The organism is Lactobacillus sp. XV13L (assembly GCF_059900875.1).
The window spans coordinates 1-25066 of sequence record NZ_JBWXGD010000001.1 but is presented as its reverse complement, the minus strand read 5'-3'; the positions used below and the strand labels follow the sequence as shown (position 1 = coordinate 25066).

The following is a 25066-nucleotide window of genomic DNA, read 5'->3' as shown; positions in this document are numbered from 1 at the left end:
TCTCCTTAGGAACGGGCCGCTAGCCGTACGTCCTGCATCCCGATCATCGGGTCAATCTGGCCGGAATAAATTAGTTCGGGCGTCAAAATGTAGTCTTGGGGGGCCACATCCTCGTTAACCCCAAGGTCAAGCGTAGTTTCCGCGTTATTACGGGCAGCGCTGGTGCCTGTGGGGCTTGCGGAAACAGCGGCTGGGGCAGCCGCAGTGCTGGGCGCCTTTTCCTCATCATTCATGCTCAGCTGCTTCTGCAATTTAGCACTGAGGTCTGTCTGCCGGTCGTTGCCCGATGTGCTCAAGGCCATTTCGTAGGCCCGCGGATCTCCGATCAGCACCAAATTTTTCTCGGCGCGCGTAACGGCCGTGTAGAGCAGATTGCGCTTAAGCATGACGTAATTTTGCATGGTCAAGCTGAGAATAACCAGGGGAAATTCAGAGCCCTGGGCCTTATGGATCGTAATCGCATAGGCCCTTGTCAGATCAAAAAGATCCTTCTTGCTAAAGGTAACCTCGCGCCCATCAAAGTCTGCAGTCATGCACTTCTGGGGAATACGCTCGTCAATCGCCACAATTTTACCAATCTGACCATTATAGATGTCTTTTTCGGGGTTGTTCTGCAGCTGCAAGATGCGATCGCCAATCCGAAAGGTTTCATCGTGCGCTTCAAGCACCTTGCTGTTAGGTTTTAGCGGGTTGATAATTTCCTGGATAACGTTGTTCAGGTTGGTTACGCCGCCCTCACCCTGGTACATCGCCCCCAGCACCTGCACGTCATCGGGATTAAAGCCGCGCGCCAAGGCCCGTTCCACAATTTGGCTGACAACGTGGGCGACTTCACGGGGCGGACAAGTGATAAAAGAGTAATTCTTGGTCTTTTTAAAGAGGGCCGCTTGATCCTGCCCCTCATTAATGCAGTGGGCCAAGGTGATAATACTGGAGTCATCGCCCTGCCGGTGAATCTGCTTGAGCACCGTGGTCGGAAAGGCCCCCGCTGAAATCAAGTCGCTAAACACATTGCCCGGTCCTACCGATGGCAGCTGGTCCTTATCGCCCACAAAAACAACGTGCTTAGTTTCGTTAATGCTTGAAACAAGCTGCTTAAACAGGTTCATGTCAACCATCGACATCTCATCGATGATTAAGATCTCACCGTTCAGCTCATTCAGATCACTGTCAGCCGTCTCTCCAATACCAAGCCCCAGCAACCGGTGAATTGTTTTGGCCGTAATGCCGGTTATTTCCTCCATCCGCTTGGCTGCGCGCCCCGTCGGTGCCGCCAGCAAAAACGGCGGATCGGTGCTATAGAGCGCTGAAGCCGGGATCTCCGCCAGGTCCCGCAGTGCCAGCAGAATCCCGTTAATAATCGTTGTCTTACCCGTGCCGGGGCCACCGGTTAAAATCGAAATCGGGTTGGTCAGGGCGTTCTTAATGGCGGCCCTTTGCATCTCATCGTAAGTGATGTGCAGCTGCCGCTCAGCCTTTTTGATTGCCTTTTTAACCGCCTCCCCAGCATAAGCGGCTTCATCCTGCCGGTCGACTAAGTTTTTCATGGTCAGCGCAATATCGTTTTCGGTTTGAAAAATACTCTGCAGGGCCGCATTTTCACCGTCAACCACGACCTTGCCCGCATGCTGGAGGTGGTTGACGCAGGTGGCAATCGGATCAAACTCGTTAAGCTGCAGGAGCGTCCCCACGGCGGTGAGCAGCTGGGCTAGTTTAACGTAAGTGTTGCCGTTTTTGCTTAATTCATCGAGCAGGACCTGAAAAATTGCACCGTTGATTCTCCTGGGGTCATCCCGGCTTACCCCCAGCCTGCTGCCGATCTGGTCCGCACTCTTGAAAGCATAGCCGGTAACATCGGCAATCGCAGAGTACGGGTCCTTCTGCAGCTTGGCCAGTGTCTCACCATGGTAAATCTGGTAGAGCCGCCCCGCAACCTTTTTATTCAAACCAAACTGAGCCAGGCGCAGGACGATTTCCGAATAGGAGTCCATCGTATTTACCCCGTTCAGGAGGCTGTCTTTTTGCTTTTTCGTTAGTGGCAGCGTCGCTACCTTGTCCGGCTTCTCCTTGAGAATTGAGAGCGCATCGACTCCCAAGACGGAAATGATGGTACCAGCGGCCTTCTGCCCAATTCCGGGAAACTGGCTGGAGCTCAAATAGCGGGTCAAGCTGCCTTTTTCATGCGGCAGGGCCTGCTTGTAGCTCTCGCACTTGAATTGGAGGCCAAATTTATTGTGAACCACCAGCTGGCCCGTGAACTTGTAGGTTCCGCCCACCTGAATGTCGCCAAAATTGCCCGTTACCTTGATGTCCTCACGGTTATAGTCAGCTAGCTGTCCAATAATCGTCACGTCAATGATCTTGTACAAGTCCTGGTCGTTTTCAAAAACGACGTGATTTATTCTTCCGGTAAATTCAATCATTATTGCTGCCTGCATCCCTAACCAACTTTAGAACCGCCTCGTATTGCTTGCGGGCATTTTGATAATAGTCATTGTCCTGGGCCTGTGCGCGGTGAAAATAGTCCAGGGCCTGCGCCCGGTCGCTTGATAGCGTGGCAACGCCCAGCATGAAGTTGACCTTGGCGCTTCTGTGAGTCGGTTCAATCTGCTCAAAGCTCGCCTGTGCCTCTTTTAAGTCGCCCAAAGCCAGCCAAATGTCACCACGCAATTCCGCGACCTTGGCATCAGCATGCTTGATGGTGAGCGCGTAGGCCAGGGCCTTTTGCTTTTGCCCCGTTTTAAGCAAAACCAGCGCTTTTTGAAATAAAACCAGATCGTCATTAGGAATCTGGTTCAATAGGTCCATGGACTTGGCAAAATCGCCCTGCATGTAGTAGCACACCGCCAGGTCATAATCCAAGTCCTGGGGCTTAGGCACTAAGCGTTTTGCTTTTTCCAAAAGCTGCGCTGCCTGGTCGAAACTGCCCTCTTCAGTGAGCAGCGTGGCCAGCTTCAAGTAGTTGTCCGCAGCACGCGGATCAGCATCGATTTGCTTAACTAATTCATGCACCTCGCGGCTAACTTGGTCGTCGCCTCTGCCGCCTCTTTTATTTTGCTTGTCACTCACAGCGAATCCGTTCCTTCCATCTTTCTCCCCAAAAAGTCCGTCTCATTCCAGGCCACGAGCTGAAAAGTCCGCCCCTGGTCAGTTGTTTCTAAAATAGTTAGGCTTGTATTGCTCAGGCCACCATTTTGTCTGATATTCCTAAGCGGATAGCCTAAAAGTCCACCCATTATCGCGCTCAGGGCAGCACCATGGCTCACAACCAGGACCCGGTCCCTGCTGCCGGGATATTTTCGGGCTGCCATCCGGGCAAACCTGCGCCCGCGTGCAATTACGTCGGCGTAGTCTTCCCCGCCAATACCGTGCCCGTCATACAGGGCAGGTTGGTGCCACATATTGTGCACATGATGCGGAAAGCGGGCAAAGGCCTCCGCAAAAGTGAGTCCCTCCATCTTGCCCAGGTCGAATTCGCGCAGCTGGCCATCAAGCTGGACCGGCAAATTCACCCCCATGCTTCTCTTGAGTCCCTGCGCCGTTTCCCGTGCGCGCCTTAGGGGACTGGAATAGATTGTCCTAAAGTCTGTGTTCTTCAAGTGCACGCCCAACTTTGCAATATCGACCAGGCTCTGGGGCAGCAGCGGTGAATCTCCGTGTGCACCCTGAAAGCGCCGGGCCAAATTCCATTCGGTCTTGCCGTGCCTGACAAAATAAAATTGCATTGATCAACTGTCCCTTTTCCATTGTTTCCTTCTAGTTTATCATTTAATTTCACTAAAAGAAAAAAGCATCAAGAGATCTTGGTGCAAATTCTTCAATATTAAAACTTTTAATTAGCCTTGCTAGCTGCAGCCGGGTTTTGGACCTTGCCCTATACTAATTGCAGCTTACGCTCATTCTGGGCAGCACTATCAATGTTGCCGCCGCCCAGACACTCTTCACCATTGTATAATACGAGGGCCTGTCCGGGCGTTACTGCCCTAGCGGGCTCATCGAAGTAAACCGTAGCTGTATTCGTCTGGGCGTGGTAATGCACGGTTACGCCTACGTCAGCCTGACGATAGCGGAACTTCGCACTACAATGCGCCTTGAAGTCACGCTGCGGCTTGCCCGTAAAGAAGGATATGTCGCTGGCCTCAAGACTCGTTGCGTAGAGCAGCTCACTGTCATAGCCCTGCTCAACAATCAATTCGTTCTTCTTAAGGTCCTTGCCCACGACAAACCATGGCGCCGTAGATTCCTTGGTTGAGCCCAAGCCCAAACCAGAGCGCTGACCTATTGTATAGTACATGAGCCCCGCGTGCTTGCCGACCACCGTGCCGTCAGGCGTTACCATCTGACCGGACTTAGCCGGGAGAAATTCACTCAGAAACTTGCGGAAGTTGCGTTCGCCGATAAAGCAAATACCGGTCGAATCCTTCTTCTTAGCCGTTGCCAAGCCATTCTTGATGGCAATCTCGCGCACCTGCGGCTTGGTTAAGTTGGCCAGCGGAAAAATAACCCGGCTAATCTGCTCCTGACTCAATTGACTCAAAAAGTAGGTCTGATCCTTGTTGCCATCTTTGGGCCGCATCATATGCGTGATGCCATCCGCGTCTGTTGTCGTCTTAGCATAGTGCCCCATCGCAATGTAATCGGCATCCAGATTAAGTGCAAACTCCAGGAAGGACTTGAACTTAATCTGGCTGTTGCACATCACGTCTGGATTGGGCGTCCGCCCCTTCTTGTATTCATTTAAAAAATACTCAAAGACGCGGTGCCAGTACTCCTTTTCAAAGTTGATCGAATAGTACGGAATACCAATCTGATCCGCTACGCGCTTAACGTCTTCGTAATCCTCGGTTGCGGTGCAAACGCCCGCGTCATCGGTATCATCCCAATTCTTCATGAAGACGCCGATGACATCGTAGCCCTGCTCCTTGAGCAGCAGAGCCGACACGGAGGAATCAACCCCGCCGCTCATCCCGACAACTACCCTGGTCTTCTTTGCCAATTTAATCAATCCTTTACAGCAACAATAATTTTACGCTCTTCGAGGTCCTTCAAGATGTAGTCTAAGAGTTCAACGGTTGGCGCCAACTGCTTGTTTTTAAAAATGTTCACCTTTTTCAGTCCGTTGCGATCGGTCACAACCATCGTCAAACGCGTCAGCGCCTGGTCAATCGTTAGCTTTAACTTGGTGGGCGCATTGTAGGGCGAATCATTATAGAGCGGATGCTCATAATTATAATTCCCCCTGGCCGTCTTAACGAAGCCGGCATCAATGAGCGCATAGAGCTTTAACTCCGGACTAAGCGTGAACTTGCGGTTATCCCCATTAATTACAATTGTATTTGCCATAATTTTACCTCGCTTACAAATGATAAGTGTTTTTGTCTAAAAAAGCAACTAATTTTCTTTGGGCTGAATTTTACCGGCAATCTTGACCAACTGCCTAGCAAAAAGACGCACTTCTGCGCTAGTGGTGAAGCGCCCAAAGGAGACGCGGATCGATTCGTCCACCCGGGGCGAGTTTTTGCCATAACACGCCACGAGCACGTGCGAGGGCTCAAGGGACCCAGCCGTGCAGGCCGACCCGCCTGAAACCGCAAAGCCCGCCAGGTCAAGGTTAGCCTGCATAAGGGTGGTGGATACCCCCTTTATATGCAGATTTAGGATGTGGTGCGAACAGTGCGTGCCCGTGCCCCCATTAACCTCGTAGCGCACCTCGCCTGCGGCAAGCTCACTCCTGATAATATCCTGAAAGTGCTGGTATTCAGCTTGCAGCCCTTGCTTGTCAACCGCGGCAATCTCGCGCACGGCTTCGCCAAAGCCGGCAATGCCCGGCACATTTTCGGTACCGGCGCGACGCTTGGTTTCTTGTTCCCCGCCTAAAATCAACGGGGGCAGCTTAATTGCCGCATTTTCATATAAGAAGCCCAAGAACTTGGGCCCATTGATTTTGTGGGCCGACGTGGACAAGAGGTCGATCTTCATCTGCTTAACGTCCAGGTCAATGTTGCCCAGCCCCTGGACCGCATCCACGTGAAAGTAGGCGTTGCTGGCGGCAACAATGTCGCCAATGGCCGCCAGCGGGTTGATGGTGCCCAATTCATTATTGACGGCCATCACCGATACCAGGATCGTATCCGGCGTTAAGGCCTGTTTCAAGTCGGAGAGCGCTATCATGCCGTTTTCGTCCACATCCAGGTAGACCACCTCGTAGCCCTCACGCTCCAGCTGCTTCATCGGCTGCAAAACCGACGGGTGTTCAATCTTGGTCGTAATGATTTTGCGTCCGCACTTTCGTCTGCTGCGGGCCGTACCCAGGATGGCCGTGTTGTTGCTTTCGGAGCCCCCCGACGTAAAAATTATTTCGCCTGCCTTGGCGCCAATCGCGCTAGCAATTTGACCTCGGGCCACGTCAATCGTATGCCGGGCCGTACGACCCAGCTCATAAGTGCTGGAAGCATTGCCAAAATCGCTCTTCATTTCGGCCGTAATCACGTCGATAACTTTTGGCGCCAGCGGGGTCGTCGCCGCATTGTCTAAATATACTTCCTTCATCGACTAATTCATCTTCTCTAAATAAGTACAAATCAATTTAGCAGCCTTGGCACCCACTTTTTGGGCAAAGAGGTCGAAATCTTCATTGGCATCCTGATCGCCGTTGTCGGAAATGGCCCGCATTGCAACGAGCTGCTTGCCAAAGTGACCCGCAACCTGGGCAAAGGCTGCACCCTCCATCTCAACTCCCAGGGCACTGGGGAAATTGCCTTTAATAACCAGCTTTTGGTCCGTCGACCCGATAAAGGAATCGCCCGTAACAACCAGCCCTTCACGATACTCAACGTTTTGCTCCCTGAGAAAGCGCGCAAACTTGGTCCGCGCTGGTGAATTGAGGCCAAAAGCGGCCGGTTCACCCGGAATCTGCCCTTCCACGTAGTCACCAGCCAGGGTATTGTGCGCATCATGGTAGGCAAACGCGCTTGCCAAAACCAGGTCGCCCCTGTGCACATCCGGCTTCAGCGCGCCGGCGGTCCCGGTCATAAAGATCAGGTCAACGTCGATTTGACTGAGCAGGCTGGCCAGGTTCATTGCTGCCTGCACCTTGCCAATTCCGCTAAGGCCCAGGTAAACATCATTATTTTTAACGCAAAAATGCTCGAATACCGTCGATCCGAACATTTCCTTCTTGCCTGAGCGAAAATACTTGCGGTAATATTCTGCCTCAATTGCCATAGGGACAATAATTGCAATCTTCATCTTTTCTCCCCATCAATTTTATAAGTGAAATAACGCTACCAGTACCACAACAATCAAAATAGACACTAATAAAATCGCCCGGTTGAGCTTTTTCTTCAGCCTGCTTGCCTTCTCGGCGCCCGCTGACTGAGCAGGCTGGTCCTGTGAATGCGGGTGGTGCCGCTTCGTCCTGCGCTCGTCGTCTTTTGCCGCGGCATTATCCGTTTCGTCCCGGGTGAATTCGGGGTTAACGTCAACCCCGTCATCATCAAAGGCGGACTTGATCGTGTCCAAAAAGTTCTTGCCCTTCTTCTGTTTGATTTTCTTGCGGTAGTCTGATCGTTTTTCAGTCATATAGTATTATTCCTCTGCGTTTGCACCCGTCAAAAGCATATTTTCCCACACACTCATGGCGTAGAGCGTTTTGGCGTCCACAATTTTCCCCTGTGCGGACAGCTTCTTTAGATCCTCCAGGTTGTACCAGTGGCTGACAAGAAACTCATCGGAATCAAGTGGACGCTTTTCGGTCAGTTTTTCCAGCGTATCACAATAAAACAAGTACAATTTTTCATCCGTGAACCCCGGCGAAGAGTAGAATTCAGTAATCTTTTCCCAATAGTCTGCATGGTAGCCGCCCTCTTCATTCAGCTCGCGCTTCATCGCATCCAGGGGGCTGGCATCGGTTTCATCAATTAAGCCAGCTGGAATTTCCAGTGTCAACTTCTTAATCGGCTCGCGCCACTGCTCGACCAGCAGCATTTCCTGCCGGTCGTTTACTGCAATTGCGGCCGCCGCAGGCTGGTGCTTGACCACCTCCCTAGCGGCAGTCTCGCCGTTGGGCAGCTTAATTGTCCTTACTGCAAGGTCAACTATCCTGCCCGTAAAAATCTGCTTTGAAGAAATTTCAGTTTCTCTTAAATCCATTTATTCACTTTCCTGTAAATCAGCCAAGTAGACGTTCACGCACTGCAAGCCGTTCTTGCCCTGTGCCAACTGGTACTCAACTTTTTGACCAACTCGAAGACGGCGGTAGCCCTCCTCTTTAATCGCTGTATAAAAAACGAAATATGATTTATGGTTCTGCTCGTCCTCGATAAAACCAAAACTGCTATTTTGATCAAATTGTTTTACTGTTCCTAACCGCATTATTCTTCCAAACCTTCTTGCACTACCTCAGGGTAGTTTTTCTTAACGATCGCAGCACAGCGCCCGCAAATTAGCGGCAATTCTTGGTCTGCGCCCACGTCCGTCCTAATCATCCGACACCGCGGACAAACCTCGCCTTCAGCCCGTTCAACAACAAACGCGCCGGTGGCCAATTGTTTAGCATTAGCGGGAGCCGCGCCGTTTTCAATATTCAACTTAGAAACAATCAGAATCTGCCTAAAATCAGCATCCAGGTGTTCCAAAACCGGCTTCAGCTCCGCAGACGGATAGATGGTCACTGCGGCTTCAAAGGACTTGCCAATCAGCTTTTGATCACGCGCCGTTTCTAAAACCTTGAGGACATCATCGCGCAGCTTCATGAACTGTTCCCAGTTTTGCAATAGCTCCGTGCGATTAGCGTATGACTCAACCGCAGGCATGTCGGCAAGCTGGACGTAGTCTTCCTTTTCCTTCAAGAATGACCATACTTCTTCCATCGTGTGCGGCAAGATTGGGGTCAGGACCTTGGCGATTTTGACCGCTGCATCGTAGATGACGGTTTGCATGGAACGCCGTGCGTGGCTTTCCTTGCCTTCAATATACAAAACATCCTTGGCAAAGTCGAGGTAAAAGGCCGACAAGTCGTTGGAAATGAAAGCAAATACCTTCTTGTAGACCAGGTTGAAGTCATAGTGCTCGTAGCTTGCCAGGCAGTCCTTTACCAGGTCGTTGAGCCGCACTTCCATATACTGGTCGATTGAATTGAGTTCATTATACGCCACTTTGTTTGCGCTTGGGTCAAAGTCGCTGGTGTTGGCAAGCATATACCGGAAAGTGTTTCTGATCTTGCGGTAGCTTTCGGACGTCTGGCGCAAAATGTCTTCGGATACGGCCACATCCGACGTAGCATCAACCGAAGCGACCCACAGACGGATAATTTCGGCACCCATCTGTTTGATAATATCGTTTGGTGCGATCACATTGCCCAGCGACTTGGACATCTTGTGCCCCTTGGCATCCAAAACAAAACCCTGGGACAGAATGCCCCGGTACGGTGCCTTGCCGGTAGTCGCAACCGCAGTAATCAGACTTGAGTTGAACCAGCCCCGGTACTGGTCGCTGCCCTCAAGGTACAGGTCGGCCGGGAACCGCAGGTCGGGTCTCTGGGCCATGACGGCCTGGTGGGAAGACCCCGAATCAAACCAAACGTCCAAAATATCGGTTTCCTTGGTAAATTTGCCGTTTGGCGAGTGCTCAGAAGAAAAGCCCTCTGGCAATAATTCCTGCGCGGTATGCTCATACCATGCATTGGAACCCTCTTTGGCAAAAATCTGCGCAATGTGCTCAATCGTTTCAGAAGTAACAATTGGGGTGCCATCTTCGGCATAAAAGATTGGCAGCGGCACGCCCCAGGCACGCTGACGGGAAATGACCCAGTCGCCGCGGTCCTTGATCATGTTGTGCAGACGCAGTTTGCCCCATTCCGGAATAAAGTCGACGTGATCGATTTGGTCCAGAATTTGCTCACGGCACTTAGCGATCGAAGCAAACCACTGCGTAGTCGCCCGGTAGATCACGGGCTTTTTGGTGCGCCAATCATGCGGATACGAGTGGGTAAAGAAGCTTAACTTGAGCAAATTGCCCGACTTCTTCAGCTTTGCGCTCACAATCTTATTGGCGTCGTCATAGTACAAACCTACTAGGTCGGGATCCGGCACTTCGGCTGTGAAGCAGCCCTTGTTGTCCATCGGACTAAAGACGGGCAGTCCGTACTTTTGGGCCACGTTATAGTCGTCCTCACCGAAGCCAGAAGCCGTATGAACCAGCCCCGTACCATCGCTTGCGGTGACATGCATCGCATTCATAAGCAAGGCGTCTTGGTCATAAAGCGGGTGGCGGGCAATCATCCGGTCCATGTCGCTGCCCGCAAGGTGCTGCACAACCGTGTAATCTTCCCAATCCAGGTCTTTGGCCACAGCGGCCAGGCGGTCCGTGCCCACGACATAGCGCTTAGCACCTACCTGCACGACTGAATAATCGAAGGCCGGGTTAACGGTGATTCCCTGGTTGGCGGGAATGGTCCACGGCGTGGTCGTCCAGATTAAGAAGTACGTATTTTGAGCGTCCAGCTTGCCCTTGCCATCCTTGACGGGAAAGGCAACGTAGATTGACGGCGACTTCACATCATGATATTCAACTTCAGCTTCAGCCAGGGTTGACTCACTAGATGGCGACCAGTAAACCGGTTTCTTGCCCTTGTAGATGTAGCCTTGTTCGTACATCTTGCCAAACACCCGGATTTCCGCGGCTTCATACTCGGGCTGCAGGGTAACATACGGGTGGTCCCAGTCTGCCATAACGCCAAGCCGCTTAAAGTCCGCCATCTGCTTGCTAATCTCTTTTTTAGCAAAATCGGCACAAAACTTGCGGTACTCGGCCCGGTCCATCTTCTTGCGGTCAATCCCCTGCTTGGCAAGCTGCTGCTCAATGGGGAGGCCGTGCGTATCCCATCCCGGTACAAATGGTGCATATTTGCCGCTCATGTTTTTGAAACGAACGATAATATCCTTCGAGATCTTATTCAGTGCATGACCCATGTGAATGTTGCCGTTGGCAAAGGGCGGGCCGTCATGGAGGTCAAAGCGCGGCTTGCCCTCGTTAAGCTTCAGTCGCTGTTCATACAACTTGTTATCCGCCCATTCTTTTTCCCATTGGGCTTCTCTAACGGGCAGGTTCCCCCGCATCTTGAACTTGGTCTTCCCCAAATTCAGCGTGTCTTTTACTCTCATTGTTATTTCCTTTCTGTTAAAAAACCTCGTCCTAATCTTAGGGCGAGGTTTAATAATCGTGGTACCACCTAAATTGAGCTGTTAAGCTCCACTTATAGATTGCGTATCGTGCAATGAACGCAATAAACCAATCGGGCAGCCGATCAACCGTGGGGCTCTTATACTAGTCTTCCACCAGCACTAGTTCGCTAAATTGCCCGTCAGTTTTACTGTCGGTTTATTAATTATGATTTTTGTAATCATCCGGAAAAACGACTGTTGCTCCCGCATCATTCGAGATGTTAACATCCGGATTGCTGTCTTCCATTGGCGATTGAAGATTTTCAACCTCAATACCATTAGATTTTACTTCATCATCTTCGTCAATGTCAACATCCAGGTCGTCATCTTCATCGCCTAAGGTAATGGGCTCGGTTCCATCGGGCGGATAAAAGCGCTCCGTTCCAAAGTACTTATCAAGTGCCTTCTGCCACTTCTCATCATTCAGCTTGTCAATAACCCGCTGCAAAAGTTCCTGAATGTAGCTCCGGTAGCCCGCAACCTCACGCTTCACGCGATCATAATCCGATTTAATCGTTTCAAGCTGCTGGCGCTGGTAGTCTGTGTCAACCTTTGCCTGCGCGGTCACCTTGTTTGCTTCGGCAGTGGCGTTGTCAACAATCTGCTTAGCTTTTTCCTGAGCAAGAGAAACGATGTTCTTCACTGATTGCTCATTCCTGTGGTATTCATTTAGTTGCGCTTGCAAGTCCTTTAGCTGCTCGTTAAGGGTCAAATTCTCATTTTTTAAATCTGCTGTTTCGTCTAAAGCATCCCCATAATCATTACCAATTTGATCTAGAAAATTATCAACTTCGTAGCGGTCATAGCCGTTAAAGTACCTCATCCTAAACTTTTTGTTATGGATATCCATGGGAGTTAACCACTTTGTCCGTTTTTCTTTGTCTGCCAAAGTCTCAGCACCACCTTAAACTTATTTTTCCTTGTTGTCTCAATGTTCGTAATCTGGCACCGACCAAAATACCTCAGACTGAGGACATCCTTCTCTTTTACTATTATATTAGAATCGCGCACAATGTGCCAATTTAATTTTACCGCATTATTTGTGATTGCGTCTTTGCATTTTTGCCGACTGAGCCTGCCCGCTTTCGCCAAAATTGCATCCAATCGAAGCGATGCAGCGACAATCACAATGTTCGAACTATCATCTTCGGGCTTGAGGACATCTTTTTGGGCAACCGGATTGACGTGCACACGGGTGCGGCCGATCCGCGTGATTTCCTGCTGAAAAAAGGAAACCAGCTCACTCTTTGCAAAAAATTGCCACTGTCCCTTTCCGTCGGTGATAATATCGCCAAAGGCGCTCACTTCAACGCCTGAATTCGCTAAACTGCCCAGAATTGAGCTGTGCGTCAAGCGGGCAAACTTGCTTGGGTACGCGATGATGCAGGCGGTAACCCCAAAGTCGGTCGGCTCGATGTTGCTGCTATCAGCTGCAATGCAAACGCGTTTTTTCTCAGCACCCGCATAGCCGCCAAATTCCTCTACAGAAGCGTCCTTGCCCGCAACGGTCTTGAGGATAGTGCGTTGCCGCGGATCCAAAAAATCGGTCAAAACCGCTTCGTGCCGGTAAATAGCCTCATTTAAAAAACCGACCATTTTGTCAACAGTCGATTTTTCTTCTGAGTCAAAATACGGATAAAACATGCTTGCCTGTTTTTTATTCATTATAATACAAACAGCCTCGTCAGGATATTGGCTATCCATACAAGTACATAGTCCTGCACAAAATATAGCAACAGCAGACCAATGATAAAGGACAAATCTAAACCAATCGAATTTGACAGCCGCTCAATCGGCCCCCTGCGAAAAATATTCAGGTAGGGATCAATTATACGATCAAACAGCCGGCCCACGGCTGAATCCCGCAGGAAGGGAACCCAACTCATGATGGCATCAATAACCATGATGATGCTGTAAAGCCAGATAACCCAGCTAATAACGCTTATTATGGTATAAATCATCATTGTCATTAACTCAAATTATCCTTTTTATCAACCAAGTCGCTGATTTTGCCGTTGGTGACGAACTTCGGTGGCGTCGCCAGGAAAATTCGGTCGCCAATACGCTGAATTTCACCGTTAAGTGCGTAAACGGTACCGGTAATGAAGTCAACAATCCTTCTCGCCGAGGCATCTTCCATCCTGCTAAAATTAATGATCACTGCCTTGTTGTTCAGCAGGTTTTGCGCAACATCCTTAGCATCGGAATAGACACGGGGCTCGTAGAGAACAATCTTGCTTTTAGCAGAGTTCATTCCGGACTTAATAGAGACTACCTTGTCACGATCAACGCTGTTGGTGGGCACGCTGTCCTCATCTTCCATTCTTTGATCGTCTAGGTAATCATCGCCGTCTAACATTTCATCATCATCAGAAACGCCGAAAAATTTGCCTAATTTACTAAAAGCCATTGCTTTTACCTCCTATCAGTTCTCACCACGGTGTCTAAAAAAGGGAATGTCCTCCGTATCATCATCGTCATCGTCCAACGCGCTAGTTTCAATTTGCGAAATACTGCCCTGGTCGTCTTCGTCAAACAGACTATGGGGTTCGTCATCCTGGTCAAAATTGAGCTGGTTTGGACGTCTTGCTTCATCGTCATCATTGTTTAACCCCCACACGGTGGTAGGATCAACCATTGTCTTGTGCTTAGGCGCAGCCTGGGCCGTCACTTGTTGGCTAGGCTCCTCTTTTGGTGCAGGTGCCGCCTGCTGACTAACAGCATGCATGCCTTCCTGGACCTTGCTGCTTGGTTGGGCCTTGACCTGGTGACTGCGGCCAGGAAGCTGCTTTGAGGCTTCTTCTTCAGCCTGTGAGCTAATCCCGGTTGCAATTACCGTCACAACGACCTCATCGCCCAGGTTAGGGTTGATTGAGGTACCGAAGATAATGTTGACGTCATCGCCGGCCGCCTTGGAGACAATTTCGGAGGCATCCTGTGCTTCAAACAGGGTCAGGTCGGGACCGCCCGTGATGTTGAGCAGCACCTGCCGGGCGCCGTCGATTGAAACTTCAAGCAGGGGTGAAGAGATGGCCAGCTTGGTGGCTTCAACCGTTCTGTTTTCACCGCTGGCACGGCCAATTCCCATCAGGGCAGCGCCCTGGTTGGCCATGACCGTTTTGACGTCGGCAAAGTCCAGGTTGACGTAGTCGGTCGAGGTGATCAGGTCCGAGATGCCCTGAACCCCCTGCTTCAACACGTTGTCTGCTTCCTTAAACGCATCCATCATCGGCGTCTTCTTGTCGACCATCTCAAGCAGGCGGTTGTTGGCAATTATAACCAGCGTATCCACGTACTGCTTGAGTTGCGCAATTCCTTCGGCCGCGTTCTTAGAGCGCTTAGGCCCCTCAAACGTGAACGGACGGGTAACCACGCCAACCGTTAGAGCGCCTGTTTCACGCGCAATCTTTGCCACGATTGGTGCCGCACCCGTACCGGTGCCACCGCCCATTCCGGCGGTGATAAAAATCATGTCCGCGCCTTTAAGCGCATCTTCAATCGTCTGCTCGCTTTCCTCAGCGGCCTTTTGACCAACCTCCGGATGTGAGCCGGCGCCAAGACCCCTGGTCAGTTTAGGCCCCAGCTGAATCTTGGTTTCCGCCTTGTTGCTGTTGAGCGCCTGCACGTCGGTGTTGGCGGCAACAAAGGACACGCCCTGCACGCCGTCATCAATCATCCTGTTAACAGCATTGCCGCCCGCGCCGCCGACACCAATCACCTTGATGACAGCATTCTTGTTTTCATCCGAATCGAATGTGAAATCCATCTAATTAACCACCTTTAATCAAAGAACTTTTTAAAAAAACTCTTTATGCCCTTCTTGTTGTTTTGCGTTTTACTTGTTGATTTACCCTGCGAACTTTTTTCTCGCTTTAGCAACTCACGTCTATTATATTCTTCTTTTGCTTTTGTTTCATCAAGACTAACCGGTCTTTTTGCGTTTTTGGCAACTTTTTGGGTGGGTTCGCCAGCCAGGTTCAATTTGTTATTACCGTAAATTGCACTGATCACCAAAAAATCAATATCAGACATTTTATACGCGTAGTTGACTATGCCGTATGCCGCCGAGTAAACCGGGTTGCGCATCCCTATTTGGTCGGGCTGATATACGCGGGTCTTCACGTGCAGGGTGTTGGCAACAAGATTGTCGAAGCCCTGCAGCAGGCTGTTGCCCCCCGTGATGATAATGCCGCCGGGCAGTTTCAGGGCATCGTGCTTGACTAGCCCCTTCTCAATCCTGCTAATTGTCTGCGTAATCCGGGCGTTAATGATTTTGCTCAGGTAGACTTCGTCCACCATTTGCTGACCATTCGTGCCAACGCTATTGACCGCAAACTTGTTTTTGCTAGACGCTAGCGCCGGGTCGGCATAACCGTAATCAAGCTTAATTTGTTCCGCATCTTTCTTGGACGTGCTGAGTACAACGGAGACGTCCCTGCTGATATCGCCGCCACCTTCGAAGTCGATGTTGGCATACTTAATCTGGCCGTTATGAATTACGGTCGCAGTGGTAACGCCGCCACCAGAGTCGACAATGATCGAGCCAAAGGTGCGTTCGCCCTCGGTAAGGGCAACGCTGGCGATGGCTAACGGGGTAGGAACAAAGAAATTGTTTTGGTAGCCGGCGCGCTCGATTGCTTTTTTAATGTTGTGCAGGGAGCTGGTCGGGGCGGTCAGCATAATGCCCTGCACGGCCAAAGAATGGGCAATCATCTTACGGGGATCATCAACTTCGGTCTTGCCATCAATTAAGAAGCGACTAGGCAGAAAGGCGATTGGTTCACGCTCCTTTTTGACCGCGGACTTGATAGCGGCACGCGTAACCCGCCTGACGTCCTTATTGCCAACCTCCTGGCCGTTATCGTCAATGTTAATCAAATCGCTTGCTGTTTCCAATTGCAGCATTCCCACCGGAATGCCGGTCACAACACGATATATTTTGGCGTTAATCTTCCGCGCGATTTCCTTTAACGCCCGGCTGATTGCATCAGCCGTCTCATCGATATCAACGATGTTGCCGTGCCGCATTCCCTGGTTGGGAACCGCAACAGCCCCGATCACCTTGCCACTATCCGCAACTACCGCCTTAACACTGGTAGAACCGAGATCCAGTCCCACCAAAAGATTTTTATTGTCCAAAATTAACCCCCCGTCAATACTCTTCTCTTAAAAATTTTAACATAACAGATGCATAATTTCAGCTTACTTTAAGCCATAAGTACGCTTTTCAGCAGAAGTCAGCGGCCTGCTATAAGCTCCAACTTCTAAGTCTATTAAGCACTTACCTTTGGCCTTTGTCTTTATCTGATCATAATACTTTACCCTGCTCTTCACCGTGGAGAAGTTGCCGATAACAACGTTGCCGTCCTTCATCAAAAAAATGACCTGTGACTTGCGTCGGGCGTTTCCGCTCAACAACTTGATTTGACTTTGAAAGCTGCTCGGCAGACTTTCAAACAGCTGCAGGCTCTTCTGCAACGACGCCACGTGGCTATAGCCCACAAACACGGGCTTGTCCGCATCCACCTTATTCCAGGGCAATAGCTGCGTGCCCAGCTTGTCTTGAGCCAAAATCTTGCAATAGCCATCTTCCTGCTTGATGTAGCCAATCGTGGGGTACTCGTTGACCTTCAACACTAGCTGGTTAAAGTGCTTGACCTTAACCTCTACTGTCTTGATTTCGTTATACTTGCTGGTTAATCTTTGATTAACGGCACGTGAACTTATTAAGTAGTCGACAACCTTGTCGCTGGCCTTGATACCGGAATATTGGACTACTTCCTTCATAGGCAGATCATTCTCGCCTTCAATCCTAATGCTGGAAACGTTGGCAAGGGGGGAAATATAATAGCCCAGACAGGCAAGAAAAAATAGTGAGATTGACAGGATAAGCCCCAGCCGCTTAGCCAGGGACTTTTTTCGTTCGCCATGCAGCCGTGAAAGCGAGGCAGAAACCTTAGTTTGAGTTCTTTTTTTACCCTGGTTAGATTGGTAATTTAGGTAACGCGCCAACTTTTCGTTTGGATCAATTTTAGTTACACGCTTTTTAGGCACTGCCACGCCTCCTTCCTGCTTTTACTTAGCGATTTCTTCCATCATCCTGATCACCTGGTCCGCCGCGTCGGGAACGCCTAAGCGCTTGGACGCAGCACTCATTTCATCGGCGTACTTGCAGTCAAGCAAAATATGGTCAATCGAAGAAATAAAATTATTGGTGTTCAGATCTGCTTCCGCAATTACCGTGGCTGCACCTGCCTTCTCGAGGTCGAGTGCATTTTTCATCTGGTGGTTGTGGGTCACGTTCGGACTCGGAATCAAAATTGCTGGAACGCCTAGCGCCGTAAATTCGGCAATGCTGGTTGCCCCCGAGCGGGCTACAACACACGTGACCTGGGGCAATAGTGCGGGCATGTCCTTGACGTAGGGCAAAACCTTAATATTTTCGCCGTAATCAACGCCGGTCAGTTTCTGGGCAATTTCCTTGTAATAGTACGTTCCCGTCACCCAAATGATCTGATACGGCTTCTTTTTGAGCTTTGTCAAAGACTTGAGCATTATCCGGTTGATGGCCAACGCGCCGCGGGAGCCGCCAAAGACGAGCACGGTCGGAACCTTGGGGTTCAAATTCCACTTGCTCTGCATGTCAAGCGAAGCAGAGGAGAGATTCAAAACCTGCTGCGAGCGCGGATTGCCCGTCTTAACCAATTTTTTCTTTTCCGTAAACTGCTTTGCGGCGTCATCAAACGTGTAGCAAATCTTGTCAACGTAGTGGCCCAAAAACTTGTTGGCAACGCCCACCACCGAATTTGATTCGTGGATCATCGTGGGAATCCCCGCCTTGGCCGCCGCGTAGACGATTGCACCGCTGACGTAGCCACCGGTACCAACCACGACGTCGGGCTTGAAGGTGCTAATGATTTTTTTTGCGCTTTTAACCGCCTTGATGAACATGCTGATGGTGGTGAAGTTGTTCAAAGGGTGCTTGCGGGTGAAGCCCTGGACCTCGATGGTCTTAAAGTCAACACCAGCCGCGGGAACAATCTTGGCCTCCAGGCCCTTTTCCGTTCCCACAAACAGAATTTCGTCGGCAGTTGCAAGCTTACGTCTTTTGAGCTGCTCGATGATTGCCATAATCGGATATATGTGGCCGCCAGTTCCGCCACCGGTAAAAATAACTCTCATTTTATTTCGTTTTCAATTCCTTAACAAAATTTATAAAGTAATCGCCGCGGTCCTCAAAGGTCCTAAATTGGTCCCATGATGCACAGGCGGGCGAAAACAGCAGTATGTCGCCGGGTGCAGTCAGCTCGTACGCCTTGGGCACGGCTTCCTGCAAAGTTTTTTCAATCACAATCTGTGCGATGCCAGCCTTGCGCGCAGCATCCGCCAGCAGGTAGCGTGTTTCACCGTAAAGAACGACCGCCTTGACGTGCTTTTTTAATAAGGGCACAAGCGCATCAAAGCTAAAGCCCCGGTCCAAACCGCCGGCAATCAGGACCTCCGGTTCCGTAAAAGACGGGATGGCAACCGAAGCCGCCTCAATGTTGGTCGATTTGGAATCATTGTAGACCCTGCGTCCGGCGAGCGTCATGACGTACTGCAGGCGGTGCTTGGCACCAGCAAAGGTGGTCAAAACCGCACGCACGTCATCGCTATTTGCCCCCATCAGGAAAGCAATTGCGCTTGCAACCAGGGCATTTTGCTGGTTATGCAGCCCGGGAAGCTTCATTTCGCTGGTCGCAATAATCTTTTCCCCCTGTCTTTGCAAGAATCCGTCCGCAATAAAGTAGTCTGCGGCGCGGTCTTTCTCGGAGAAAGTGAGAATTTGGGCCTTTGTTGCTTCCTCTTCCCTTGCCAAAATCTCTTTTTGGTCAAAGTTGGCCAAAAAGTAGGACCGCGGAGACTGCGTCCGTGTGACGTTCAGCTTGGCGTTTACGTAATTGGCAAAGGTCTTGTGGTAGTCCAGGTGGACATTATCGTAAATGTCGACAATAGCTGCAACGACCGGATCGATGTCGGTCACGCCGAGCAGCTGAAAGCTGGACATTTCGACGACCAGAATGTCGTCCTTGGTTGCCTTTGGCACCACTTCCGAAATCGGAACGCCAATATTGCCAACCGCATAAGCGTGGTGGCCGCTAGGCGCCAAATGACGCTCTAAGATCCGCTGGGTCAGCATCACCGTTGTCGTTTTCCCGTTCGAACCGGTCACACAGACGTAGGGTGCACTGCTTGCGCTCAATGCAATTTCGGGTTCCGTGATAACCGGTATTTGAAGTTCCTGGGCCCGTTGCACCATTGGGTTCTCATATGGGATGCCCGGATTCTTGACCAGATAGTCGAAGTGCACCCTTGTGAACAGGTCGAGCGGGTGGCTGCCCCCAATCACGTGCACGCCCTTTGCGGCCAACGCGGCGGCCCGGTTATCCTTATCCAAGTCGTTCTTGTCGTTCAGGGTCACCTTCGCACCGAGTTGAAGAAGCAGCTTGCTTACCGCAAAACCGCTCTTGCCTAGGCCCAACACCAAGATATTCTTATTCTGATACGTATCAATCTGCTTCATCGTTAATTTTTATCCCCAAATCATTAAATACAGAATACTGCCAACCAGGCCAACAAACCAGAAGATGAAATCAACCTTCCACTCGGAATAACCCAACATTTCGAAGTGGTGGTGAATCGGCGTCATCTTAAAAATCCGCTTGCCCGTTGTCTGAAAGGAGATTACCTGCAGAATAACGCTTGCGGTCTCGCATACGAAGACGATTCCGACTAGCAGGAGCGACCACGGTCTGTTCAAAAAGATGCTGACGGCCGCCAGGCCGCCGCCAAGAGCAAGCGATCCGGCATCACCCATGAAGATTTTAGCGGGTTTATGGTTAAAAATGAAAAAGGAAATCAGGCCGCCGATTACGCTCATGCAAAAGAGCAAAATCGCCAAGTTCTTTTGCTTGAACGCAAGGTATGCGTATGTGCCGTACGCAATAATGGTTAAACCGGTCGCAAGTCCGTCCAGCCCGTCCGACAAGTTGACGGCATTGGAAAAGCCGACCAACCAGATAATAACGAAAGCCGTAAACAAGACTGTGCTGTTAACCAGGCCAAAAAAGGGAACAAATAGGCTAAACTTGAAGCTGCTTGCACCCGCAATACCGACGATGACTACCGCTATCAGAATCTGCAGCGCTAGTTTCTGCCAGGCCTTCAGGCCCAAATTGCGCTTAAAAAAGAGCTTGATTCCATCATCCAAAAAGCCGATAAGGCCGTAGCCCAATAAGCTGATGAGCAGTATCCAGACCAACCTGCTCATTGCGTGTTGCCAAACTGCCACCCAGATAGTAGAAACAGTGGCGGAAAGGACAAAAATCGTTCCCCCCATCGTCGGCGTGCCCGACTTCTTCTGGTGCCACTTGGGGCCTTCTTCGCGGATTTCCTGACCTTCATGGTGCATCCGCATAAAAATAATCATCCAGGGCAGAAATATTCCCGTCAATGCGAGCGAACTAACTAATGCAATAATGCTGACAATAAGCATGAAAATGCTACTCCTTTAATTTTACTTTTACTTTTGTTCCCGACTTGAGCGTTGCGCCCGGCGAAACGTCTTGCCTTTGCACGGTGCCGCTGCCGGTTACCTTTAGCTTAATCCCGGTCAGGTCGGCAAAATGATGCAGGTCGGCCAGCGTCCAGCCCTTCATTTGGGGGCACTTGACCTTTCCAGACGTCAAAACAAACATGTGCCTGCCCGAGCGCTGCCTTTGGCCCTCAGCGCGTGATTGCGCCGTTACCTTAGCACCGCTGCCAATCTTTATGAGCTTCAATCCGACCCGGCGGGCCTCCTTCTTGGCCTCATCGTAGGTCAGTCCCTTGAGTTTAGGCGTTTTGACCGTTGTCGCATCAGCCCGGTCATTCTTAGACATTAGAATGATGCGTGACATGATTGGCTTAAAAATGGAAGACAGAATCACCTCAGCCGGTTTATTCATTTGTCGCGGCTGTTTGACCGTGATGTAAATGCAGTAGCGCGGGTGTTTTGCCGGCGTTACACCAACCACCGAAAAAATGTAATTGTTATTGCCCTTAAGGTAGCCACCGTGTTTCAGGTTGGCTATTTGGGCCGTTCCTGTTTTTATGGCAATGTTCTTTTGGCTAATCTGGTAAGCCGACCCTGTTCCAATACGCTTATTGAGGACTTGCCTCATATTCGCTAAAACGACTTGGGCCGTTGCCTTTGAATAGACGGGCCGCCCCACGTTCTTAATCTGGTAGCCGCTAATCGTCTTGCCGGTCGGGCTTGTGACTTTATCAACAAACTGGGGCTTTACCATTTGCCCGTTATTGGCCAGGCTGCTGAAGGCCTGCATCATCTGCATCACGTTAACGTTAACGCCCTGACCGAAGCTCGTAACCGCCTGGTCGACCGACGACTGGAAGGCCAAAAGGCCCGCTTGCTCACCCGGCAGGGATACACCTGTTTTTTGACCGATGCGGAAGCGCCTGAGGTACCTGCGCCACGTCTTAGCCCCCATCTGCTGCTCAATGTGAACGAATCCGGTATTGGACGAGCGCGGAAAGGCCTGTGAAAATGGAATACTGCCCCAGCCCTGCGGCTGCCAGTCGTGGATAACGGAACCTCTGACTGCCACGGATCCAGAATTATAATATTGGTTGGGGTGGTAGTTGCCACTGTTGACCGCAGCAGCGAGGGTCAGAACCTTGAAGACCGAACCCGGCTCGAAGGTGTCCTGAACCAAAATATCACGGTAAGAATTTTCCAAGCCCTTCTTGGTTTGCGGGTTAAAGGTAGGCCGCTGCGAAGCTGCCATCACCTTGCCTGTTTTCATATCCTCCACAATTGCGGTCATTGAAACGGGGTTGTAGGTTCTTTGGACGTATGTCATACGAGACTCAAGGTACTCCTGCAATTGGGAATCGATGGTTAAATAAAGGTTGTTGCCGTCTGTTGGTGCCTTGTAAGTCTGAACACTATTAGGCGTCTGGTAATTGGAGGCATCAACAGAAGAAACCTGGTAGCCATCCTTGCCAGCAAGCACATCGTCATACCATGCTTCAAGCCCCATCGTACCCTCCAAATCCTGCGTCCGTGTTTTTTTATTGTATTTAGGCAAGGCAAGACCAATCACGTGGGACGCAAAATTGCCGTCTGGGTACAGGCGGGCCTGAGTTTCAAAAAACTTGATGCCCGGCAGCTTCATTTTGACAATCTTGTCCTTTTGCCACTTGGAAAGGCCGTTGCCAGCAGCCCCAAACTGAACTTGGAAGGCAGGGTGCTTAGGACTCAGGTAGGCCAGGATTTGTTTGGCTGAAAGCGGCAGGACCCGGGCCAGCTGCTGCGCAGTCTTTTCCTTATCAACCACGTATTCGGGCTTGCTCTTATAATTAATGGAAGACTTGTCCAGGATCGCATAGACGGTGTACTGGTGCGTGTCCTGTGCCACCGCCAGACCATTGCGGTCGTAAATGGTGCCCCGTGCTGCCTTCAGCACCTGGTTGCGCATGTAGAGCTGCTCCGTCCTTTTTTGCAAGTCCTGCCCGTTTACCGTCTTCGAAATGCCAATATACAGAATTCTGCCCGTAAATACAAGAAAAACCAAAGCTACAGCTACCTGGAGGAATCTCCCCACTGTGAAACGGTACCTGTGAGCTTTGGATTTTTGTGAATTTAAATTACTAATGTATTTTTGGTATTTTCTCATTAGTGAATGGTCCTGATGTTTTTTTCGATTAACTTTAACCCCTTGCTGCGTGCGATTTTATTCATTCGCGCACTTGAAGTCAATTCGCCTAGTTCTTGATGCAAGTCACTAACTTGATTATGCGTCTTTACAACTGAGCGCTGCACGCTGGTAAGTTCGTGCTGAGCTGAAGTAGCTGAAATACTAGAAGAAACTAGGAGCGTCATTAAGCCAATCGTGATCATCACCCCCACCGCCAGCATTGCTTTTTCAAAGCCGGACCAGGCAATATGACGAGGATCAAGAACTTGACGTTGGCGCTCTTGGTGCTCTGGTTGTTCTCCAGGATTAAATGCTATTTTTCTTGCTAAACTATCAGCCATTATCTTTTCCTCTTCACAATTTTTCCGCAACGCGCAATTTTGCACTGTGTGAGCGGTTATTGTTCTTAAGTTCTTCACTTGAGGCCACGATTGGCTTGCGATTGACCAGGCGAAGCGTTGGCTTCATGCTGTCTGGAACCATCGGCATACCGCGGGGAACTTCAACCTCAGAATATTTTTTAAAAATATCCTTAACAATTTTATCTTCATCAGATTGAAAGGTAATCACGCTGATTCTGCCACCAGGCCTAAGCAGTGCAATTGCCTCCTCAAGTGATTCACGTAAAACGTCAAGTTCGTGGTTAACAGCCACTCTGAGCGCCTGGAAGGTCTTCTTTGCAGGGTGTCCTCCCGTGCGTCGCGCAAACGCAGGAATCGCCTCCTTGACAACTTCCACCAATTCAAAAGTTGTTTCAATTGGCTTGTTTTGCCTTCTTACAACGATTTTGCGGGCAATTTGACGTGAAAATTTTTCACCACCAAATTTATACAGGATATCCGCTAGCTCTCTTTGACTCGCCGAATTGACCAGCTGGTATGCATCAAGACTTTGCCTTTGGTCCATCCTCATGTCGAGTCTGGCGTCGAAGCGGTATGAAAAACCGCGTTGCGCCTGATCAAATTGTGGGGACGAGACACCCAGGTCGTAGTAGATACCGTCAATGCCATCCGCGTGACCCAGCTTAACCAGGTCAACCTTTAAATGACTAAAGTTGTCGTGTACCAGCTGCAACCGGGGGTCACTGTCCTCCTTTAGTAAAGCGGCAAAGTTTAACTCCGCCGATTTTATTGCATACTTGTCCTGATCAAAACCAACTAGTGTTCCACGGTCAATCAGACTTAGCAAATACCGTGCGTGCCCGCCACCACCGAAAGTCGCGTCAACGTACAGGCCACCATTTTGGGGCTCTAAATTTTTAATTGTTTCGTGTAAGAGTACACTGGTGTGTTTGAATTTCATAATTTTACAGTTCTATATCATCTAAATCTTCCGCGATGTCGTCATAGTTTTCATTGGCTTGACTGCTAAAATCTTCCCAACTTTCCTTCGACCAAATTTCAATCCGATCGGAAACGCCAACTATGACGCATTCTTTAACCAGGGCCGCGTGCTTCTTTAGTGTTGTGGTCAGATTAACACGCCCCTGCTTATCGAATTCACATTCCATCGCACCAGAGTAGAACAAACGCGTAAAACTACGTGCATTCCTCTTAGTCAACGGAAGTTGCGCTAACTTGGCTTCAATTTTCTCCCATGCTTCTATAGTATAGCCGAAAATACAGCCCTCCATTCCGCGGGTAAAAATCATCTTGTCACCAATCTGACTGCGCAAGCGTGCTGGAATAATCAGTCGCCCCTTGCTGTCAAGATTGTGATGATATTCACCCATGAACATGGCCTAGCCCCCCTTCCACAATTAATTTACCACAATTCACCACTTTCTACCACTAATTTCGGAATAAATTAGGAAATTATTTAAGCGGTAAATTGTAAAATGAAGTTGAACACTTGCCCTGATTAGAAAATGAAAAAAGTCCATTGGACTTCTCTGATAGAATGTAATTAACCCAATCAATTCTAGAAAGAAGTTTCCAATGAACTCGCTTAATTTTACCATATCTAATCACCTAAAGGGCCAACATCTTGCTGTGCAAGACCGCGTAATTATCCAAGTTTTGCGCCAGCAGGGCCAGTCCTTGCGCCAAATCGCCCGTGCCCTCAACTGTTCGCCCACCACGGTCAAGTACGAGCTTGAACGCGGCC

Annotated in this window: 26 protein-coding genes; 1 reads left to right on the top strand and 25 read right to left on the bottom strand. The window is 50.0% G+C overall.

Annotated elements, in window-relative coordinates:
• Nucleotides 1–5: 5 nt before the first annotated feature.
• The 25 genes from recD2 to mraZ all read right to left on the bottom strand — a co-directional run bounded on the left by recD2 (nt 6) and on the right by mraZ (nt 24698).
• A complete protein-coding gene (recD2, locus tag AC2JF6_RS00130) occupies nt 6–2423 on the bottom strand; it encodes an SF1B family DNA helicase RecD2 (protein WP_500729088.1) in 2418 nt (805 codons plus the stop codon).
• Nucleotides 2416–3069, bottom strand: coding sequence for a tetratricopeptide repeat protein (locus tag AC2JF6_RS00125; RefSeq protein ID WP_500728713.1), 654 nt, complete (start codon nt 3067–3069; stop codon nt 2416–2418). The genes recD2 and AC2JF6_RS00125 overlap by 8 nt, the downstream gene beginning before the upstream one ends.
• Nucleotides 3066–3725, bottom strand: a complete 660-nt coding sequence (locus tag AC2JF6_RS00120; protein WP_500728712.1) for a histidine phosphatase family protein — start codon at nt 3723–3725, stop codon at nt 3066–3068. The genes AC2JF6_RS00125 and AC2JF6_RS00120 overlap by 4 nt, the downstream gene beginning before the upstream one ends.
• A gap of 149 nt (nt 3726–3874) precedes the next feature.
• Nucleotides 3875–4996, bottom strand: coding sequence for a tRNA 2-thiouridine(34) synthase MnmA (gene mnmA, locus AC2JF6_RS00115; protein ID WP_500728711.1), 1122 nt, complete (start codon nt 4994–4996; stop codon nt 3875–3877).
• Between the two features lie 5 nt (nt 4997–5001).
• Nucleotides 5002–5343, bottom strand: a complete 342-nt coding sequence (locus AC2JF6_RS00110) for a DUF1831 domain-containing protein (RefSeq protein WP_500728710.1) — start codon at nt 5341–5343, stop codon at nt 5002–5004.
• A 48-nt stretch (nt 5344–5391) separates the two neighbouring features.
• On the bottom strand, nt 5392–6549 hold the full coding sequence (locus AC2JF6_RS00105; RefSeq protein WP_500728709.1) for a cysteine desulfurase family protein: 1158 nt from the start codon (nt 6547–6549) through the stop codon (nt 5392–5394).
• Nucleotides 6550–6552: 3 nt separating this feature from the next.
• On the bottom strand, nt 6553–7248 hold the full coding sequence (locus AC2JF6_RS00100; RefSeq protein ID WP_500728708.1) for a 5'-methylthioadenosine/adenosylhomocysteine nucleosidase: 696 nt from the start codon (nt 7246–7248) through the stop codon (nt 6553–6555).
• A gap of 18 nt (nt 7249–7266) precedes the next feature.
• On the bottom strand, nt 7267–7581 hold the full coding sequence (locus AC2JF6_RS00095; protein ID WP_500728707.1) for a hypothetical protein: 315 nt from the start codon (nt 7579–7581) through the stop codon (nt 7267–7269).
• A gap of 6 nt (nt 7582–7587) precedes the next feature.
• Nucleotides 7588–8151: an NUDIX hydrolase gene (locus tag AC2JF6_RS00090; protein ID WP_500728706.1), complete on the bottom strand. Its 564-nt coding sequence runs from the start codon at nt 8149–8151 to the stop codon at nt 7588–7590.
• A complete protein-coding gene (locus tag AC2JF6_RS00085; protein WP_500728705.1) occupies nt 8152–8373 on the bottom strand; it encodes a cold-shock protein in 222 nt (73 codons plus the stop codon).
• Complete coding sequence (gene ileS, locus AC2JF6_RS00080; protein WP_500728704.1) at nt 8373–11162, bottom strand: isoleucine--tRNA ligase; 2790 nt, start codon at nt 11160–11162, stop codon at nt 8373–8375. Before ileS ends, AC2JF6_RS00085 begins: the two co-directional genes overlap by 1 nt.
• Nucleotides 11163–11382: 220 nt before the next feature.
• Nucleotides 11383–12072 carry a DivIVA domain-containing protein gene (locus tag AC2JF6_RS00075; protein WP_500728703.1) on the bottom strand — a complete coding sequence of 230 codons (690 nt, stop codon included), beginning with the start codon at nt 12070–12072 and terminating at the stop codon, nt 11383–11385.
• Between the two features lie 5 nt (nt 12073–12077).
• Nucleotides 12078–12887: a YlmH family RNA-binding protein gene (locus AC2JF6_RS00070; RefSeq protein WP_500728702.1), complete on the bottom strand. Its 810-nt coding sequence runs from the start codon at nt 12885–12887 to the stop codon at nt 12078–12080.
• Complete coding sequence (locus AC2JF6_RS00065; RefSeq protein ID WP_500728701.1) at nt 12887–13192, bottom strand: YggT family protein; 306 nt, start codon at nt 13190–13192, stop codon at nt 12887–12889. The genes AC2JF6_RS00070 and AC2JF6_RS00065 overlap by 1 nt, the downstream gene beginning before the upstream one ends.
• Nucleotides 13192–13581, bottom strand: a complete 390-nt coding sequence (locus AC2JF6_RS00060; protein ID WP_500729087.1) for a cell division protein SepF — start codon at nt 13579–13581, stop codon at nt 13192–13194. Before AC2JF6_RS00060 ends, AC2JF6_RS00065 begins: the two co-directional genes overlap by 1 nt.
• A 66-nt stretch (nt 13582–13647) precedes the next feature.
• Nucleotides 13648–14988, bottom strand: coding sequence for a cell division protein FtsZ (gene ftsZ, locus AC2JF6_RS00055; RefSeq protein ID WP_500728700.1), 1341 nt, complete (start codon nt 14986–14988; stop codon nt 13648–13650).
• Between the two features lie 14 nt (nt 14989–15002).
• Nucleotides 15003–16361, bottom strand: a complete 1359-nt coding sequence (gene ftsA, locus AC2JF6_RS00050; protein ID WP_500728699.1) for a cell division protein FtsA — start codon at nt 16359–16361, stop codon at nt 15003–15005.
• Between the two features lie 63 nt (nt 16362–16424).
• Nucleotides 16425–17276 (bottom strand): cell division protein FtsQ/DivIB, encoded by an 852-nt coding sequence (locus AC2JF6_RS00045; protein WP_500728698.1) that lies wholly within the window; start codon nt 17274–17276, stop codon nt 16425–16427.
• A gap of 21 nt (nt 17277–17297) precedes the next feature.
• Nucleotides 17298–18404 (bottom strand): undecaprenyldiphospho-muramoylpentapeptide beta-N-acetylglucosaminyltransferase, encoded by a 1107-nt coding sequence (gene murG / locus AC2JF6_RS00040; RefSeq protein WP_500728697.1) that lies wholly within the window; start codon nt 18402–18404, stop codon nt 17298–17300.
• Between the two features lies 1 nt (nt 18405).
• On the bottom strand, nt 18406–19785 hold the full coding sequence (gene murD, locus AC2JF6_RS00035) for a UDP-N-acetylmuramoyl-L-alanine--D-glutamate ligase (protein WP_500728696.1): 1380 nt from the start codon (nt 19783–19785) through the stop codon (nt 18406–18408).
• A gap of 9 nt (nt 19786–19794) precedes the next feature.
• On the bottom strand, nt 19795–20757 hold the full coding sequence (gene mraY, locus AC2JF6_RS00030) for a phospho-N-acetylmuramoyl-pentapeptide-transferase (RefSeq protein WP_500728695.1): 963 nt from the start codon (nt 20755–20757) through the stop codon (nt 19795–19797).
• A gap of 7 nt (nt 20758–20764) precedes the next feature.
• Nucleotides 20765–22939, bottom strand: a complete 2175-nt coding sequence (locus AC2JF6_RS00025) for a penicillin-binding protein (RefSeq protein ID WP_500728694.1) — start codon at nt 22937–22939, stop codon at nt 20765–20767.
• Nucleotides 22939–23301: a cell division protein FtsL gene (gene ftsL, locus AC2JF6_RS00020; protein ID WP_500728693.1), complete on the bottom strand. Its 363-nt coding sequence runs from the start codon at nt 23299–23301 to the stop codon at nt 22939–22941. Before ftsL ends, AC2JF6_RS00025 begins: the two co-directional genes overlap by 1 nt.
• A gap of 13 nt (nt 23302–23314) precedes the next feature.
• Nucleotides 23315–24262, bottom strand: coding sequence for a 16S rRNA (cytosine(1402)-N(4))-methyltransferase RsmH (rsmH, locus tag AC2JF6_RS00015; RefSeq protein ID WP_500728692.1), 948 nt, complete (start codon nt 24260–24262; stop codon nt 23315–23317).
• Between the two features lie 4 nt (nt 24263–24266).
• Nucleotides 24267–24698 (bottom strand): division/cell wall cluster transcriptional repressor MraZ, encoded by a 432-nt coding sequence (gene mraZ, locus AC2JF6_RS00010; RefSeq protein ID WP_500728691.1) that lies wholly within the window; start codon nt 24696–24698, stop codon nt 24267–24269.
• A gap of 199 nt (nt 24699–24897) precedes the next feature.
• On the opposite strand from mraZ, the gene AC2JF6_RS00005 reads away from it, so the two are divergent.
• A partial coding sequence (locus AC2JF6_RS00005) for a helix-turn-helix domain-containing protein (RefSeq protein ID WP_500729086.1) occupies nt 24898–25066 on the top strand: 169 nt, incomplete at its 3' end.

Coding starts and splice junctions, on each gene's coding strand:
- ileS (WP_500728704.1), bottom strand. CDS start 11,162: ATGAGAGTAAAAGACACGCTGAATTTGGGGAAGACCAAGTTCAAGATG.
- AC2JF6_RS00060 (WP_500729087.1), bottom strand. CDS start 13,581: ATGTTAGACGGCGATGATTACCTAGACGATCAAAGAATGGAAGATGAG.
- AC2JF6_RS00085 (WP_500728705.1), bottom strand. CDS start 8,373: ATGCGGTTAGGAACAGTAAAACAATTTGATCAAAATAGCAGTTTTGGT.
- AC2JF6_RS00075 (WP_500728703.1), bottom strand. CDS start 12,072: ATGGATATCCATAACAAAAAGTTTAGGATGAGGTACTTTAACGGCTAT.
- murD (WP_500728696.1), bottom strand. CDS start 19,785: ATGAAGCAGATTGATACGTATCAGAATAAGAATATCTTGGTGTTGGGC.
- AC2JF6_RS00090 (WP_500728706.1), bottom strand. CDS start 8,151: ATGGATTTAAGAGAAACTGAAATTTCTTCAAAGCAGATTTTTACGGGC.
- mraY (WP_500728695.1), bottom strand. CDS start 20,757: ATGCTTATTGTCAGCATTATTGCATTAGTTAGTTCGCTCGCATTGACG.
- mraZ (WP_500728691.1), bottom strand. CDS start 24,698: ATGTTCATGGGTGAATATCATCACAATCTTGACAGCAAGGGGCGACTG.
- AC2JF6_RS00065 (WP_500728701.1), bottom strand. CDS start 13,192: ATGACAATGATGATTTATACCATAATAAGCGTTATTAGCTGGGTTATC.
- AC2JF6_RS00110 (WP_500728710.1), bottom strand. CDS start 5,343: ATGGCAAATACAATTGTAATTAATGGGGATAACCGCAAGTTCACGCTT.
- AC2JF6_RS00095 (WP_500728707.1), bottom strand. CDS start 7,581: ATGACTGAAAAACGATCAGACTACCGCAAGAAAATCAAACAGAAGAAG.
- ftsL (WP_500728693.1), bottom strand. CDS start 23,301: ATGGCTGATAGTTTAGCAAGAAAAATAGCATTTAATCCTGGAGAACAA.
- ftsZ (WP_500728700.1), bottom strand. CDS start 14,988: ATGGATTTCACATTCGATTCGGATGAAAACAAGAATGCTGTCATCAAG.
- rsmH (WP_500728692.1), bottom strand. CDS start 24,262: ATGAAATTCAAACACACCAGTGTACTCTTACACGAAACAATTAAAAAT.
- recD2 (WP_500729088.1), bottom strand. CDS start 2,423: ATGATTGAATTTACCGGAAGAATAAATCACGTCGTTTTTGAAAACGAC.
- AC2JF6_RS00120 (WP_500728712.1), bottom strand. CDS start 3,725: ATGCAATTTTATTTTGTCAGGCACGGCAAGACCGAATGGAATTTGGCC.
- AC2JF6_RS00100 (WP_500728708.1), bottom strand. CDS start 7,248: ATGAAGATTGCAATTATTGTCCCTATGGCAATTGAGGCAGAATATTAC.
- murG (WP_500728697.1), bottom strand. CDS start 18,404: ATGAGAGTTATTTTTACCGGTGGCGGAACTGGCGGCCACATATATCCG.
- AC2JF6_RS00070 (WP_500728702.1), bottom strand. CDS start 12,887: ATGAATAAAAAACAGGCAAGCATGTTTTATCCGTATTTTGACTCAGAA.
- AC2JF6_RS00025 (WP_500728694.1), bottom strand. CDS start 22,939: ATGAGAAAATACCAAAAATACATTAGTAATTTAAATTCACAAAAATCC.
- AC2JF6_RS00105 (WP_500728709.1), bottom strand. CDS start 6,549: ATGAAGGAAGTATATTTAGACAATGCGGCGACGACCCCGCTGGCGCCA.